This window comes from Legionella maioricensis (genome assembly GCF_023618015.1).
Classification (GTDB): Bacteria; Pseudomonadota; Gammaproteobacteria; order Legionellales; family Legionellaceae; genus Legionella; species Legionella maioricensis.
This window is the reverse complement of record NZ_JAJKBJ010000002.1, coordinates 42,529-56,491: the sequence shown is the minus strand read 5'-3', so window position 1 is coordinate 56,491 and position 13,963 is coordinate 42,529. Positions and strand designations below refer to the sequence as shown.

The following is a 13,963-nucleotide window of genomic DNA, read 5'->3' as shown; positions in this document are numbered from 1 at the left end:
TTAGACTAGGGACGTAAATAATAAATGCCAAGGAGTGAAACACATGCGACAAATGTATCTTTTTTGCGGATTCGTTCTTCTTGGGCTCTGGGCATTTTTTCCCGTTCAAACTGCTGCTGCTCGGTTTACACGCACACTTCCACCTGAATTGGCAACACCAAGCACTCCCATCAATCTAGATGACCTTTATCGTCAAGCAGACGCTGCTAACCAACTGGCAGACCAATTTTTAGCGGCCATGGGGCAAACTAAAAAAGTACATCCTAAAATGTCTATTCATAATGCACAACCGCGTGATATTGAAGTTGTATCCAATGCCCTTTATGATCAGGTTCGTGCATTAGCCTTTGAATATACGCGAGAAACATACGAACCTCAGGTAAAAGGCGATTCGCTAGAAAAGTCCTGGGAGACTCTTAACCAGTTGTTGCGAATTCTATATGAATTACAACCCATATTAGATCAGAGTAAACCACTGTCAATTGCTCAAATTAATGCAAAAACTCCCTCGGATCTGGTGCTTTTGTTAATCAATTTAAATGAAAAAATGGATGATTTGGCATGGTTTGAATACTCTCCTTCAAAGGCTTTTCAAACCGTTACTCAAGGGATCTATATCGCTGCGGTACTTATCGAAAATTCACCCATTCCTCAATCGATTCCACCAGCCCCTGTTTTTATAAGAGGTAAGACTTCCCAGGAAAATTACCAACGCTTATTCGCGATAATGAAGACGCTAAATGACATTGCCAAATTAAAAAATATCCCTTTCATTCAGATTGAGGTAGAAGACGTCTCAAGTGCTATAACATCTGATGTGCATAATTTAGCCACTTTAATTAACGCTCAATTACTTTATCTTTATCATCAAGTCATGCCTGATGGTTCCGTTATGCAAGCTTATTATCCAGGATGGAAATTCCCATCTCACATTTACCAGCGATCCGGCGTATTGGAACAGCAAATCAATCAATTGCTTCACATAGCACGTGTTCATTCCAATTGGTTATTGCATAAGCAAACTCAAAATGGATAAAGAAATGGAACAAAAACTATCCAGGTACAGTCTTTTTTGGCGATGGCTCCTTTTGGGGCGATGGAAAACGCTACAGGGAAAATTTTTACATGCTTTTTTGAATATTACTGTTGCCGCTATTTTGATTTTGGTTGCGGCGATGATTACTTTTTTTTGGTTACAAAATTATGCCCTCTTGCTGGCCGAAAAAAACGCGCCTATGTTTCAAACTGCTGCCGGTCTTGAGATTGGATTACAACGAAGTTTAGCCTCGATTCGCGGCTGGATTTCTGTCGCTGACAAGACCTTTCTGGAACAGCATCAAAACGCGTGGAACAATCAAGTATGGCCAAACTATCAAAAACTCTATGACCTCAGTAAAAAATTTGATGATCAATATAATTTAGCGCTCTTTAAAAAAACAAAAGCCAAACTGGTTAAGCTTTATAACATTCAGTGGTCTGTGGGAGATGTGGCGCATACCTTGGGCAATAATCAAGCGTTCAAGGATATTTATCTGAAAGTCCATCCGGTATATGTTGACTTGATTGGGTTAATTCTGGGTACGAGCGCCATACAGGCGCAATCGAAATCATTTATTCGCTTTGAACAAATCAGGAAATTAAATCAACTGCAAGATAATATCGCATTAAGCTTGCATACATTACAAAATTTCGCTCTGACCGGCAGACGAGTTGATGGCCTGGCATTTGAAGACTATTTAAAGCAGTGCTTGATGATTTTCAGTTCGTATAAAACCATCCAAAATGCAAGCGACCTTAACTCCTGGTTTCGCTTGGAAAAAGAGAGTTTGGAACATTTCTTGGCCTTGGAGTTTAGGGCTTTTCAAAAACTGACAAACCAAGTTCAAAAACAAGCAGACACAGGGGTCTTAAATATCGCAGAGAAGATTTTGCAAGAACAGGCAATACCTCTGGAAAAAGAGGTCTCTGCCATTTTAGCGGATATGGTTTTACATCAGCAAAACATGATGAAGCTGGCAAGAGAGCAAGTCAGCTGGATTAGTCTGCTAGCTCCCTGGGTAATGTTAATCCTGATTATTTCCTTATTAACTATTGCTGTCTCATTAGCTATATTTGGCGCGATGCAGCTGGTTCAACCGATCTCTACTCTTTCAGAAGCAACAAAACTATTGGCAGAGCATCAATTGGGGGAGGATATCCCTATCACCAGCGAAGATGAAATGGGGCAGCTTACCGTATCATTCAATAAAATGAGAGCATCACTCCAGGCTTCTGAAGAACAAACGGAGCGTTTGTTGCTGAATATGTTACCTAAGTCTATTGTAAGGCGTTTGCGAGAGGGGGAGGAGTTCATTGTCGATCCACTGGAAGATGTAAGCGTCATCTTTATAGATATTGTAAAATTTACCAGTCTGGTATCCAATATCTCTCCAAAACTGCTGGTCGATATTTTAAGTCAACTGTTTTCGGAGTTTGATAAATTAGTTGTAAAACATCACTTGGAAAAAATCAAAACCATTGGCGACGCATACATGGTTGTAGGCGGCGCACCAGAGCCTGATCCAAGACATTTGGAGAATGCAATTGAGTTTGCATTGGACGCGCTAAAAACGGTGAAGCCATTTAATGAAAAATATAATCAGGATATTCAGTTAAGAATTGGAATGCACCGCGGTCCGGTAGTAGCCGGCGTGATTGGTCAAAAAAAATTCTCTTATGATTTATGGGGTGATACCGTTAATATTGCCAGCCGCATGGAGTCTCACGGGATTCAAGGCACAATTCAAGTTTCTGAAGCGGTATATCAAAAATTAAAAGATAGATATTCTTTTGAAATACGTGGCAAAATTGAAATTAAAGGGAAAAAAGACACACAGATGGCTTATTTATTAAGGCCAACAAGCAACGACTGATACGTGACAACTGCCTATGATATTTTGCGTCATAACGGCCTGGAAATAGGGAAAATGGATTTTCTGGGTGGCGTTTGATTTTGGTGAATAAATAGAGAAATTAAATAGCAAGTAGCCTGGTTGCTTGCAGCCAGGATTTCCATTCCACTTCACTAGCCCCAGAATATTCACCTTTTGGATGGTTTTACGGCAGGCTTAGGATGCACCAGTTGGCTTTTTATAAAGTCTTGTTGACTTTATTTTGCTCACTGCATATTATTAATATGTATCCTCACATTATGCGTTGGCGCTATGCAAGAAAAAAATGAACGTCCAAACCCCTTTTACTTTATGGCAACTTCTCCTGACGGATGGTTACCCCCCTCGCTTACAAATACTCTTAGCGTTCAAGATTTTCTTAACGACATTCATAGTCATTCGCAAAGCGATATAATAACGCCAGAGTTTCGTAAAAATAATCCTTACATTAGTTACCATCTCTGCAATTTAGGCAATATTCCTTTATTAAGAGCCTGGCATAATGAAGATATGAAGGCTGTTGCCCGTGAGCTTATTATCGCCCCGTTAAGTCATTATGAAGACGAGATGCGTGAGAAAGGGTTAAGGCAAGATGAAATTAATGCGGAGCTAAAAAAAACTACATATTATTTGATTTCACTAGCACTTAGAAACTCCTCCGAAGGCGATGTACGTGAGCTCACCAAAATAGCTTCAGAACTCCTTGCTGCCACCGACTTAAGAAAAGGTTTTAATGAAGGCCAAAAAGATGCATTCAAAGCATTTGAGCGTTGGGGCTGTCAAATTGCCCGCTATAGAAAACCAGAAGAATTGGCACTGCTTAGTGAACGATACTTATCTCCACAGAAAGGTCCTGACTTCATTTCTCTGGATCAAGAAATAGCTTATGGTGAACGTTCCTTTAAAGATGCAGAACAAGCCCTGAAGCTTTGCACAGATGATAAAGAAAAACCGAAAAATAAGAAGTTGGATTTTTTAAACACAACACCAGATAGACAGGGGATGCGCTTAGCTGTTGAATATCTCATCGAACAACATGCAAATATTTCAAGAGAACGAGGCTATCCTAATAATCTAATGAATACAGTCCGTGTCGACCCTGATTGCTATACCCCGTTAAAAGGCTATGTTTGGGCAACACCTATCATCGAAGAAATGGTGCATCTAGCCAAAGATGGAAGCATTCCGGACTTAAAAGCAGTTCAAGAAAATCAATTTGAAGGTTTCGGTTTTGAATGTCTTTATCTTTATGAGAATGAGATATACTCTGTTCATGAATTTCGCTATACACACCCCAATCGCGTCAATAAACAATACGCACTGCCGGCTCTGCACATCCTTCATATCGACAAGTGGACCCATGGGATGGTCTCTCTTGAAAAATTATGGCCCCGTCTTGAAGAACTGCACCATGAAGTGATGACATTTCCATTAGACCGTGACGACGCTGCAAGTTTAATGGAGTTTTATGATAAGGTTATTGAAACAATATGGCTTCTGGGTAATCTTACTCCTACCGTAAGAGGCACGGGTAAAACAGTAGAGCAATGGTTTACTATGGCCCATCTGCAACATGGCCTTAGAACTCCAGCATTGCAGTTAAAAAATCCGCAATTAGACGTCCTTAACATCACGCTTCCCCTAAGCCTTTATAAACAGCGATTTTTTCAGTACTTTGAACCGGAAAGCTTGCCGCGACCTATCGCTCAAATGTTAAAAAAGCAAAGGTCAACAGAGCAATATATTGAAGAACCTGAAACACAAGTCAAAGCAGCAATGCAACCAAGCGAGACCGCAGAGATAGCGGAGACAGCAGTTAGGGTAGAAGAGAAACCCATTGGGACAGTAGGGGCAGTGGAGACAAGCGAGACCGCAGAGATAGCGGGGACAACAGTTAGGGTAGAAGAGAAACCAATTGAGATATTAGAGCGGCAGGAAATTACTTTATTACGTCAGCTCTTATTCAATTTTAGCAATCACATTGAATCATTAGAAGATACACCAGAGAATAGCAATGTTTTAGCCATAGCCGAGGAATTAAAACGAGCATTAACCGGGGCTATCGATATATACGCAGCAAGCCGTCCTTCAAAAAAAGCGCAAGAAACATTTATTACCAGTTGCACAGAAGCTATAGAGAGTGCAAAAGAACTATTAGGAAGGGAATTGGATTGGGGTAATTACTTAACCAATCTCTTAAAGTCTTTGGCTAACATCGTCATTGCCACGACCAACGCCATAGGTGACACTGCAGGATTTAATCCTCGGTATTCTCTTTTCACACCAGTCAAATCACCATTAATACCGGAGGTAGAAGAAATTGAAACAGATCTTAATAAACAATTCCCACCCGCCAACAACTAAACCACATTTAGAAAAGACTTGACCCAATGCCCCACAGTTGGCGGCAAATAAAAACTTATTTTCTACAAGAGATGTTGGAGTATAGAAAATCCTTGTTAAAAAATCAGCGCAATGAATATATAATTTTTGGCAAAGCCGTTTAGGGGACATCGAATTTGAGATGAAACTGATTTTTGCCCGCATGTAAATTATATTGATTACGATCCAGTGAAACATCAATTGGTTTAAGCAGTAGGTAATTGGACTTTGTATCGATGGCTCTGGACATTGGCCTTTTTTACCCAGCTGATTAGTAAATGGTATTAAAATCAAAAAATTAACTTCAATTAGGCTCTCTTACTATGACTATTGATGAAAGATTTAGTCTGCTAACTCTAGGAATAAAAGTAATATTATGGAATAATTATTAACCAATAACGATAATATTTGTCTATTTATATGAAAATAAAAGCAATTTCTTTAATGATCTTTATTTTTTTCCCTGTTGCTTTATTTGCGAGTACTGCAACGTGTCCTTTATCAGACGGAATCAATGTACACACCAAAAAGCGAACTTTAAATATTTGTAAACATGGCTCGGTAATTAAGACCTTTAAAGTCGCTCTCGGATACAAAGGCGTCGGTAAAAAACAAGCGGGAGATAATAAAACTCCAATTGGTTTATATAGATTAGCTCATCCAAGAAAATCCAATCAATTTAAAGTCTTTATTCCGATTCTCTATCCGACTTCAAAGCAATTAGCTGCAGGATATACAGGTAGAGATGTAGGGATCCATGGGCCAACGCAGTCATCTGGTTTGTTGAATTGGTTAAACAACTTACCAAGTTCAACGCGTGGATGCATTGCTGTTGGCAAAAATAACTACATTGAGTATGTGGCTAATTGGGTAAAAGCTAATCCTGGCACTAAGGTTTTAATTATTTAAATTGAGACAAAATCAGTGACCTTTCTCCCCCAAAATAAGACCATGACATTGATGAGATTTCCATTAAAATGGCAGCATTGGAGATCTCAAGATGAAAAAACGATATACAGAAGAACAAATTATAAGAGCCATCAAATCCCATGAAGCTGGGACTAAAGTTGATGACATATGCCAAGATTACAAGATTTCCTCAGGCACTTTTTACAATTGGCGGAGTAAGTATGCAGGGCTCGAGGTAAATGAAGCAAAGAGACTTGGTAATCTTGAGTCCTAGAACAATAAGCTGAAAAGACTTCTAGCTGATACTATATGCCTGATTTCTTGGATAATCAGCCTTAATCACTGTTTTTTGTAACCTAAATCATTTTCTTCATTCAATTGAATGATATTTGCTTTCGCATCCTCAATAATTCGGATAACGGCAATCAAATCCGAGGCACAGTACTCCGGTGGTGGCGTATCATATGCAACCATCTCATGCCAACCCAAACTCTTATAGAATGCAAAACCTGCACCCAACTGAGTTTTTTCATCCAGAAAAGATTCATAGTTCACTGTGATCTGATTGAAAAAGTTCATCTCTCTCTCAAAATCATTCAAATAAGAAGGAAGGGGGTAAAATGGTAAATTCTTCGCACAGTAACATTGCGCAAGCCAAATTACCTTCGTCTGTATTTTTCCAATTTTATCCCAAGAAGCATTAGTATCTAATCCATTAGCCCCTAGCCTCATGCATTCTCTATAAGCACTCGTCAGTTCATTAAATGAATTGCAGCTATCCTGGTAGCTTATTCCATTATCTTCATACCGAATACCTTCACGTTGAAGAGAACAGTTTAGAATTTTGGCAATCAATTCATATTCTTTATTACTTGAACGTCTTCCAGAGTTATTTTCCATTTCTTCAAAAGATTTTTTGAATTCTTTGAAGGCTTGTTGATCTTCATTTGATTCTAAACGAGCGTCAAGTTCCACGATTTTCTTTTCTTTTCGATTAACATAGTAGAAATGTACTAATTGTTTATTATCTTGGTAATAAATAATCCCGTCTGGATTTTCTAATAAAGGGAAAATTACCGAGTGCTGTGTTTCATCAAATAAATTAAAGGTTATTTGGAGTTCAGTAATTCCTACAAAATCCTCTCCTGCTATCAGGTTTGGGTCTGTGTCTAGTTTGATTAAATCACAACCGCCTACCCCCATTTCGTTCTCTTGTACTTGACGTATTTTAAATAGAGTTTTAGGAATGAGAGGATTGATTTTATCCTTCAGGTTTTTATCACATAAAAATAAAATAAGTTGGTAAGCAGAAACATTATAAAAAATCCGTCCCCAATTGTCGGTGGCATGTCCTTTGTTGAATAAGGCTTCGGGTGTATGTTGAGCGATTAAAGATAAGCCGTACTCGTCTCCCAAAAGCGCACAAATCCGGGCTTTCGTTCCTAACGGTGTAAGAAAACTCGGTTGAAATAATTTACCAATAGATTTAGAGGTAAGTATCAGGTTTAGGTGGTCTTTAATGGATAATTGGTTTCCAATCATACCCATAATATCGAAGGGTAAATGTTTAAAAGGGTTATCCTTTGATGAGACTAAAGATGAATCATTTTTACTTTTTGCCATATAACCCTCACAATTAACAATTAGTGACTATTTGGTAGTCATTATGGGCATATATTGTTAACTGTGTATTAAGGCGTCTTAATAATATTTACATCTAACTACTTTTTAGAAAAGTGCAAGTTTTTTGTTAATAGGAATAATGCCTATAAATTAAACAATAAATATAGTGAGCATGAATTAGTTTTAGAAGAGGGAAAGTCGGATGATTAAATTTGCCGTACCGCCGGGTGCGACTTCATGGGGCCTATTATTCTTTTAGCCCAAATAGTATTTCCTGCTACTTTGCGTTAGCTCGATTCAAGCTCCAACACACTCATTAAAAAGTATTTTGATCTATAAAGAAAAATAAGCCTGCAGCGACATATGATCTCGGCTCGACAAGTTAAAGAGCTACCCAAAACAATTACAGAAAATCAATTTATTCAGCTAAGTAATACACGCGTTAATTATCGTGATAAATTTTTAATCTGGTTTTTATATGAAACGGGACTGCGCATAGGTCAGGCTTTATCCTTGCGTCATAAGGATATTATTTCGTGGGATTTTGAATCAATTACCCGATTTATCACGCATCGGGTAATATACAGTCAATTAAAAATGTTTATCGGATACACTTTTGACTACCTTCCTGCTATCAATAATTATTGATAACCAAGAGAAAGGTTATAATCACTAGCTAAGGACTCCATTTGCTCTTCAATTTGGCGAGCTACTTTTATATATTGGTCCTTGTTTTGACTGTCAAACAGTTGGTCCATGAGCTTCTGACCATTGGGGCTATCAATAAAATCACGTTGTTCTTTGGTTGCAACAAGGACGGTGCAATTGTCCATTACCCATTTGAATGGGGTAACTGGCTTGGATGCTTGAAAATAATTTGGTTTAAATCTCATTTCACTTCTCTTAAGAAATAACGGAGTAGCGGATAATAACTTATAAAGGCTTAACAGATTATTAAATGCACATAAAATATGTTCATTTGGAGCATAATTCAATCATATGCGCGGACAATAAAAGGCGCTTATAGGGGGACGACAGTTGTTTAACCTAATTGTCAACTCGTCTTATCCCGTTCATTTGGTAACTACTATGGACTACCCAAACGTTTAGAGAAAACAGTGTAAAAAATGCTATTTAGTGGGGTTTTCTTTAACCCAATTAATTAGCCCACCCAACTCAAGTATTTCTTTTTGACGTTTGGATAGCGTTTGCTGGACAATAATCTCTTTCTCATTAATTTTTATTTTGAACTCTTCTTTTTCTAAAACAGCTGGCAGGTTCTTTATTTCAATGACATCCTTTAAATTAATAGCATCATAATCTTTAGGGTTTTTAAAAACTAAAGGTAAAATGCCAAAATTGATCAAATTTTGCCAATGAATGCGCGCAAAGCTTTTGGCGATCACCACGCGTAAGCCCAAATAACGAGGAGCCAGGGCTGCATGTTCGCGACTGGAACCTTGACCGTAGTTATCCCCTCCTATGATCGCATGACCTCCTTTATGCTTTTTGGTGCGTGCCACATATTCCGCATCAACATGCGTATAGGTGAATTCGCTGATTTTAGGAATATTACTGCGATAAGGAAGTACTTTTGCTCCTGCCGGTGAAATTTCATCGGTTGAAATGTTATCTCCCACAATAAGTAATACAGGTAAGGTTAGTGAATCAGGCAAGGGGGCTAATTCAGGTAATGAAACGATATTAGGCCCTTTGACTAAAGCAACTTTTTGCGCCTCTTTCAACGATAAAGGCGATTCCATACAGGCGCGATTCAATATTCTGTTTTTGGGAAGGGTGACATGAGGATAAGGCATTCCCAAAGTTCTTGGATCAGTAATAACCCCCATTAAGGCTGAGGCCGCAGCAGTTTCAGGACTACACAAAAATACATGATCTTCTGGCGTACCGGAGCGTCCTGGGAAATTACGAGGTACCGTACGCAGACTGTTTTTATCGGTTGCGGGAGCTTGCCCCATACCAATACATCCATTACAACCCGCTTGGTGGATTCGCGCACCAGAGTGGATAAGACTCCCTAAATGCCCATCGCGAGCCAGTTCTTCTAAAATGGTTCTTGAGCTGGGATTAATATCAAAAGATACATTGGGTTTAACAGTTCTTTTTTTTACTATTTCAGCAGCAATGGCAAAATCACGATAACCAGGATTAGCGGATGAGCCAATGTAGGCTTGATAGATTTCTTCACCAGCAATTTCTGCGACAGGAACCACATTACCGGGGCTTGTGGGTTTAGCAATCAGTGGTTCAAGGGTTGATAAATTGATTTCTTCATACCTATCATAAGTTGCTCCTTTATCGGCAACAAGTTCCATCCAATCTGTTTCGCGTCCCTCGCTTTTTAAAAATTCATGAATGATTTCATCGGAAGGGAATACGCTGGTGGTTGCACCTAATTCTGCGCCCATATTGGCGATGACATGCCTGTCCATTGCTGTTAAATAGTTTAGGCCCTCACCATAATATTCAATAATATATCCTACTCCGCCTTTTACATCATGACGGCGTAACATTTCCAGTATTACATCTTTGGCACTAACCCAGTCAGGTAATTTTCCAGTTAATTTAACCCCCAATATTTTGGGCATTTTAATATAAAGAGGATAACCGGCAATAGCCATTGCTACCTCCAAACCACCGGAACCAATCGCGATCATTGCCATTGATCCCGCGGCACAAGTATGGCTGTCCGAACCCGTAAGTGTTTTGCCGGGAATGCCAAAATTTTGCATATGAACGGCATGGCTAATTCCATTTCCTGGTCTACTGAAATAAATACCAAAACGTCTGGCTGCGCTTTCAAGGAAAAGGTGGTCATCAGGATTTTTATTGTCTTCCTGAATTAAATTATGATCGACGTATTGAGCTGAAATTTCGGCTTTGGTGCGCTCCAGACCCATGGCTTCTAATTCAAGCATCACTAAGGTACCCGTAGCATCCTGGCAAAGGGTTTGATCTATCTTCAAGGCTATTTCTGTACCAGGTTCCATCTTGCCTTTAAGAAGATGAGCTTGAATTATTTTTTGAGCGACATTCATTGTCATTGGTTCTTCCTTGCAGCGAGGTTTATTGGTTAATAATAGCACATTTTTTTTGATGAATTTTATGGCTAAGAGGGCATTAGATTCAAGTTTTTATTATGTCAATCTTTAATACATATATGGTTTATATTTAATATTGAAATTCTAGTGTACCTGGAAATTTTTATACTTAAATAAACTTAAGTTTATACTTATGCTAGATGATTTATCCGCTTATCCTGGCGACAATACTATGCAAACCTAGCTTGTTGCAGATAAAGTTTTATTTCTTCTACAGAGCGCAGTTTATAAAATTGAGCCAATTGCGGTTCGTCCAGCTGCTTTTTGAAATAATAACGTACCAGAGACTTACTTTGGAGTACTGCTTTAAATTCATCTTCAAGCTGAGCCAAACCCTCAAGATGCTGGAGGAAAAGCTTTATTTGCTCAGCGGGGGTAAATTTTATTGATTGTTGTTCCAGCAGCTCCTGATAGAGCCAGGGACGACCGCTGCCAGCTCGGGCTATCATAAAGGCATCACAAGTACTGATTTCCAGCGCTTTTTTTAAGGTGACCGAATTACTTATATCGCCATTGGCAATCACCGGAATATGAATGTTTTGTTTGATTTTAGCAATTTGGTGTAAGTCACACTCAATATCATAATCATCCATCCAGCGTCGGCCATGAACGATGAGTGCATCGGCTCCTGCCTCGACTATTTTTTTTGCCAGTACGGTATCGTTTTCATTGCCTTGAATGCGAATTTTAACCGTCAAGGGAATAGAGATTGTTTCCCGCACTTTTTTAATGATGTTGACTAATTTTTCCGGTTCATCCAACAAGGCACTTCCAGCGCCCTTTTTACGAATTTTAGCTTTTGGACAACCACAATTAATATCAATTAAATCGGCACCTTGGTTTTGTAAAAGCAGGGCTGCCTGCGCCATAATTAGTCCGTCATTGCCGGAAATTTGATAAGCAAGAATCTTTTCCTTGGGGGAGCGAAAAAGGTAACGGGATTGAGGCATATGTTTGTGGAGTATGTCGATTGCTGAACTCATTTCCGTGACGCAAAAAGCAGGGGGGGTAAATTGATAAAACAACTCCCGAAATGGCGCACAACTGTAACCGGCCAAAGGCCCCTGAATCAGCCGGTGGGGGAGTGTTAAAGAGCCTATTTGCCAAGGAGTATTAATAAAGGTGTGCATCAAAAGAATTCAAGGATATAATTGCAGTTCATTTTACCATACATCCAGTATGAAAGAGTATGTTATAGGAAAGACTCCATTATGGACAAGCGTTACTTATCTCCTTTGGAATTGCTTAGTATAGCGACGCAGCACGCCTATTCAGCTGATTATCTATTGCAACAGATAACCAGTGGAATGATGAGAGGGACAGATACCATCGATGCATTATCACCTGTTACTTCGATGATGTATGTGGCTTTTCAACTGACGTTCAAAGCGTATTGTTTGCATGAACACAGACCGATAAAGGAATACAAGAATTTAATAGAACTGGTTGAATTAAACAGTCATCTCGGTTTTTCCAGTCAGGAGCTGATCCTTTTAAAAACGTTATCGCGCCAACAAGTGTTTAATAAAGGCATCAATTATGATTTATGGGAAAATCAACAGCAACTGCATGTTTTTTGCGAAGAAATTATCTCTTTGTATGAGCGCGTGCAGGAAATGATGCCCCTGGAATTGCAAAGTGACTACCAAACATGAGCGAACTCTGAAAAAGTCTGAAAACCTAAGTCAGACCAGACTTTCATACCCAGGAACTCTACGATGTATGGAGTCCTCAAGATTAGAAGGGGCCTGACTTTGGCAGAATCACGCAAAACTGCAAATCTCATGCCTAATTAATTTCCTCTATTTTTGAGCATGAGCCATTGATTATGTCTGCTTGATGCGGTCAATGGCGCGTGATAATGTGGGTAACTATTGAGATCCATTCAAGGGATTTATATTATATAATCTCAAGCAATGGACTAGATAATGACTGTGCTTGGCATCTGACTTGATTCACGTTAGGATTAGATTTTTTTTAAAGGGCGAATGTAATGGAGCAGTTAGACGATAAAGTTGTGGCTTCGGTGCAACAACAAGTGTTGCAGCTAAGTAGCCATCTTAATTCACAGATATTAGGTCAAAAGGGCTTGATTTCCCGCCTGTTAATTGCTTTGCTTGCAGACGGCCATTTATTGGTAGAGGGTGCGCCTGGTTTGGCAAAAACGCGAGCAGTTAAAGAGTTATCGGATGGGGTGGAAGGAGACTCTCATCGGATTCAATTTACCCCAGACTTATTACCAGGTGATTTGACTGGTACGGACGTGTACCATCCACAAAATGGTTCTTTTGTTTTTCAACCAGGTCCTATATTTCATCACCTGATTCTGGCAGATGAAATTAACCGCGCTCCAGCTAAAGTACAATCTGCTTTGCTTGAAGCGATGGCAGAAAGACAAGTGACTATTGGTGGTAAAACCTATCCGTTGCCCGAATTATTTTTAGTGATGGCAACACAAAACCCAATTGAACAAGAGGGGACTTATCCTCTACCTGAGGCCCAATTAGATCGATTTTTAATGTACGTGAAGATTGGTTACCCTGATGCCAAAGTGGAGCAGGAGATTTTAACCTTGGCACGAAAAGAAGCCTTGGGAACTTCTGCAGAGAAGGGAATAAAAGTACCTAAATTATCGCAAAAGACACTTTTTGAAGCACGAAATCAAGTCCTTAAAGTGCATACCAGCGAAGCTTTAGAGAATTATCTGGTACAACTGGTAATTGCAACCCGTAATCCCGGGGTCTACAGTGAAGAGTTAGGTCGATGGCTACGTTTTGGAGCCAGTCCACGAGCTACTATCGCTTTGGATCGATGTTCTAAAGCGCATGCCTGGCTTGCTGGACGAGATTATGTGACGCCGGATGACATTCATGCTATTGCCCATGACGTGTTGCGTCATAGAATCCTGTTAAGTTTTGAAGCCGAAGCTGAAGGAATAAGCAGTGATGATTTTATTGATGCTTTATTGCGTTTGGTTGCAATTCCCTAGAGGTTTTT

The 13,963-nt window shown here is 39.4% G+C and carries 12 protein-coding genes and 1 pseudogene; 9 read left to right on the top strand and 4 right to left on the bottom strand.

Annotated features, from left to right (window positions below):
* Positions 1–43: 43 nt before the first annotated feature.
* From LOX96_RS02540 to LOX96_RS02520, 6 genes and pseudogenes are all read left to right on the top strand, one after another.
* Positions 44–1,036 (top strand): hypothetical protein, encoded by a 993-nt coding sequence (locus tag LOX96_RS02540; protein WP_250420255.1) that lies wholly within the window; start codon positions 44–46, stop codon positions 1,034–1,036.
* Positions 1,037–1,040: 4 nt separating this feature from the next.
* Positions 1,041–2,912, top strand: a complete 1,872-nt coding sequence (locus tag LOX96_RS02535) for an adenylate/guanylate cyclase domain-containing protein (RefSeq protein WP_250420252.1) — start codon at positions 1,041–1,043, stop codon at positions 2,910–2,912.
* A 3-nt stretch (positions 2,913–2,915) separates the two neighbouring features.
* A complete protein-coding gene (locus tag LOX96_RS17675; protein ID WP_431606627.1) occupies positions 2,916–2,990 on the top strand; it encodes a DUF1993 family protein in 75 nt (24 codons plus the stop codon).
* A 213-nt stretch (positions 2,991–3,203) separates the two neighbouring features.
* Positions 3,204–5,294 carry a hypothetical protein gene (locus LOX96_RS02530; RefSeq protein ID WP_250420250.1) on the top strand — a complete coding sequence of 697 codons (2,091 nt, stop codon included), beginning with the start codon at positions 3,204–3,206 and terminating at the stop codon, positions 5,292–5,294.
* A 438-nt stretch (positions 5,295–5,732) separates the two neighbouring features.
* Positions 5,733–6,221: a L,D-transpeptidase family protein gene (locus tag LOX96_RS02525; RefSeq protein WP_250420247.1), complete on the top strand. Its 489-nt coding sequence runs from the start codon at positions 5,733–5,735 to the stop codon at positions 6,219–6,221.
* A 91-nt stretch (positions 6,222–6,312) separates the two neighbouring features.
* Positions 6,313–6,492 (top strand): annotated as a pseudogene (locus LOX96_RS02520) (transposase); the annotation flags it as partial.
* A 68-nt stretch (positions 6,493–6,560) separates the two neighbouring features.
* Here LOX96_RS02520 and LOX96_RS02515 read toward each other — a convergent pair.
* Entirely contained in the window at positions 6,561–7,844 is a 1,284-nt protein-coding gene (locus LOX96_RS02515) for a hypothetical protein (RefSeq protein WP_250420244.1), read from the bottom strand.
* Positions 7,845–8,207: 363 nt separating this feature from the next.
* Here LOX96_RS02515 and LOX96_RS02510 point away from each other — a divergent pair, with 363 nt between their 5' ends.
* Positions 8,208–8,492, top strand: coding sequence for a site-specific integrase (locus LOX96_RS02510; RefSeq protein ID WP_250420241.1), 285 nt, complete (start codon positions 8,208–8,210; stop codon positions 8,490–8,492).
* On the opposite strand, the gene LOX96_RS02505 is transcribed toward LOX96_RS02510, so the two are convergent.
* The 3 genes from LOX96_RS02505 to LOX96_RS02495 all read right to left on the bottom strand — a co-directional run bounded on the left by LOX96_RS02505 (position 8,486) and on the right by LOX96_RS02495 (position 12,096).
* Positions 8,486–8,737, bottom strand: coding sequence for a hypothetical protein (locus LOX96_RS02505; protein WP_250420239.1), 252 nt, complete (start codon positions 8,735–8,737; stop codon positions 8,486–8,488). The two genes, LOX96_RS02510 and LOX96_RS02505, sit on opposite strands and share 7 nt — an antisense overlap.
* A gap of 237 nt (positions 8,738–8,974) precedes the next feature.
* Entirely contained in the window at positions 8,975–10,903 is a 1,929-nt protein-coding gene (locus LOX96_RS02500; RefSeq protein WP_348645820.1) for an aconitate hydratase, read from the bottom strand.
* Between the two features lie 233 nt (positions 10,904–11,136).
* Positions 11,137–12,096 carry a tRNA dihydrouridine synthase gene (locus LOX96_RS02495; protein WP_250420233.1) on the bottom strand — a complete coding sequence of 320 codons (960 nt, stop codon included), beginning with the start codon at positions 12,094–12,096 and terminating at the stop codon, positions 11,137–11,139.
* A gap of 81 nt (positions 12,097–12,177) precedes the next feature.
* Between LOX96_RS02495 and LOX96_RS02490 the strand changes: the two genes are divergently transcribed.
* Together LOX96_RS02490 and LOX96_RS02485 are read left to right on the top strand one after the other, a co-directional pair.
* The gene (locus LOX96_RS02490; RefSeq protein ID WP_250420230.1) at positions 12,178–12,621 is read left to right on the top strand and encodes a hypothetical protein; all 444 of its coding nucleotides are present in this window, start codon (positions 12,178–12,180) and stop codon (positions 12,619–12,621) included.
* 338 nt (positions 12,622–12,959) lie between these two features.
* Positions 12,960–13,955: an AAA family ATPase gene (locus LOX96_RS02485; RefSeq protein WP_250420226.1), complete on the top strand. Its 996-nt coding sequence runs from the start codon at positions 12,960–12,962 to the stop codon at positions 13,953–13,955.
* Positions 13,956–13,963 lie beyond the last annotated feature (8 nt).

What these genes read in the sequence shown, in the direction of transcription:
- LOX96_RS02540 (WP_250420255.1), top strand. Translation starts at nt 44, where the DNA reads ATGCGACAAATGTATCTTTTTTGCGGATTCGTTCTTCTTGGGCTCTGG.
- LOX96_RS02535 (WP_250420252.1), top strand. Translation starts at nt 1,041, where the DNA reads ATGGAACAAAAACTATCCAGGTACAGTCTTTTTTGGCGATGGCTCCTT.
- LOX96_RS02530 (WP_250420250.1), top strand. Translation starts at nt 3,204, where the DNA reads ATGCAAGAAAAAAATGAACGTCCAAACCCCTTTTACTTTATGGCAACT.
- LOX96_RS02525 (WP_250420247.1), top strand. Translation starts at nt 5,733, where the DNA reads ATGAAAATAAAAGCAATTTCTTTAATGATCTTTATTTTTTTCCCTGTT.
- LOX96_RS02515 (WP_250420244.1), bottom strand. Translation starts at nt 7,844, where the DNA reads ATGGCAAAAAGTAAAAATGATTCATCTTTAGTCTCATCAAAGGATAAC.
- LOX96_RS02510 (WP_250420241.1), top strand. Translation starts at nt 8,208, where the DNA reads ATGATCTCGGCTCGACAAGTTAAAGAGCTACCCAAAACAATTACAGAA.
- LOX96_RS02505 (WP_250420239.1), bottom strand. Translation starts at nt 8,737, where the DNA reads ATGAGATTTAAACCAAATTATTTTCAAGCATCCAAGCCAGTTACCCCA.
- LOX96_RS02500 (WP_348645820.1), bottom strand. Translation starts at nt 10,903, where the DNA reads ATGAATGTCGCTCAAAAAATAATTCAAGCTCATCTTCTTAAAGGCAAG.
- LOX96_RS02495 (WP_250420233.1), bottom strand. Translation starts at nt 12,096, where the DNA reads ATGCACACCTTTATTAATACTCCTTGGCAAATAGGCTCTTTAACACTC.
- LOX96_RS02490 (WP_250420230.1), top strand. Translation starts at nt 12,178, where the DNA reads ATGGACAAGCGTTACTTATCTCCTTTGGAATTGCTTAGTATAGCGACG.
- LOX96_RS02485 (WP_250420226.1), top strand. Translation starts at nt 12,960, where the DNA reads ATGGAGCAGTTAGACGATAAAGTTGTGGCTTCGGTGCAACAACAAGTG.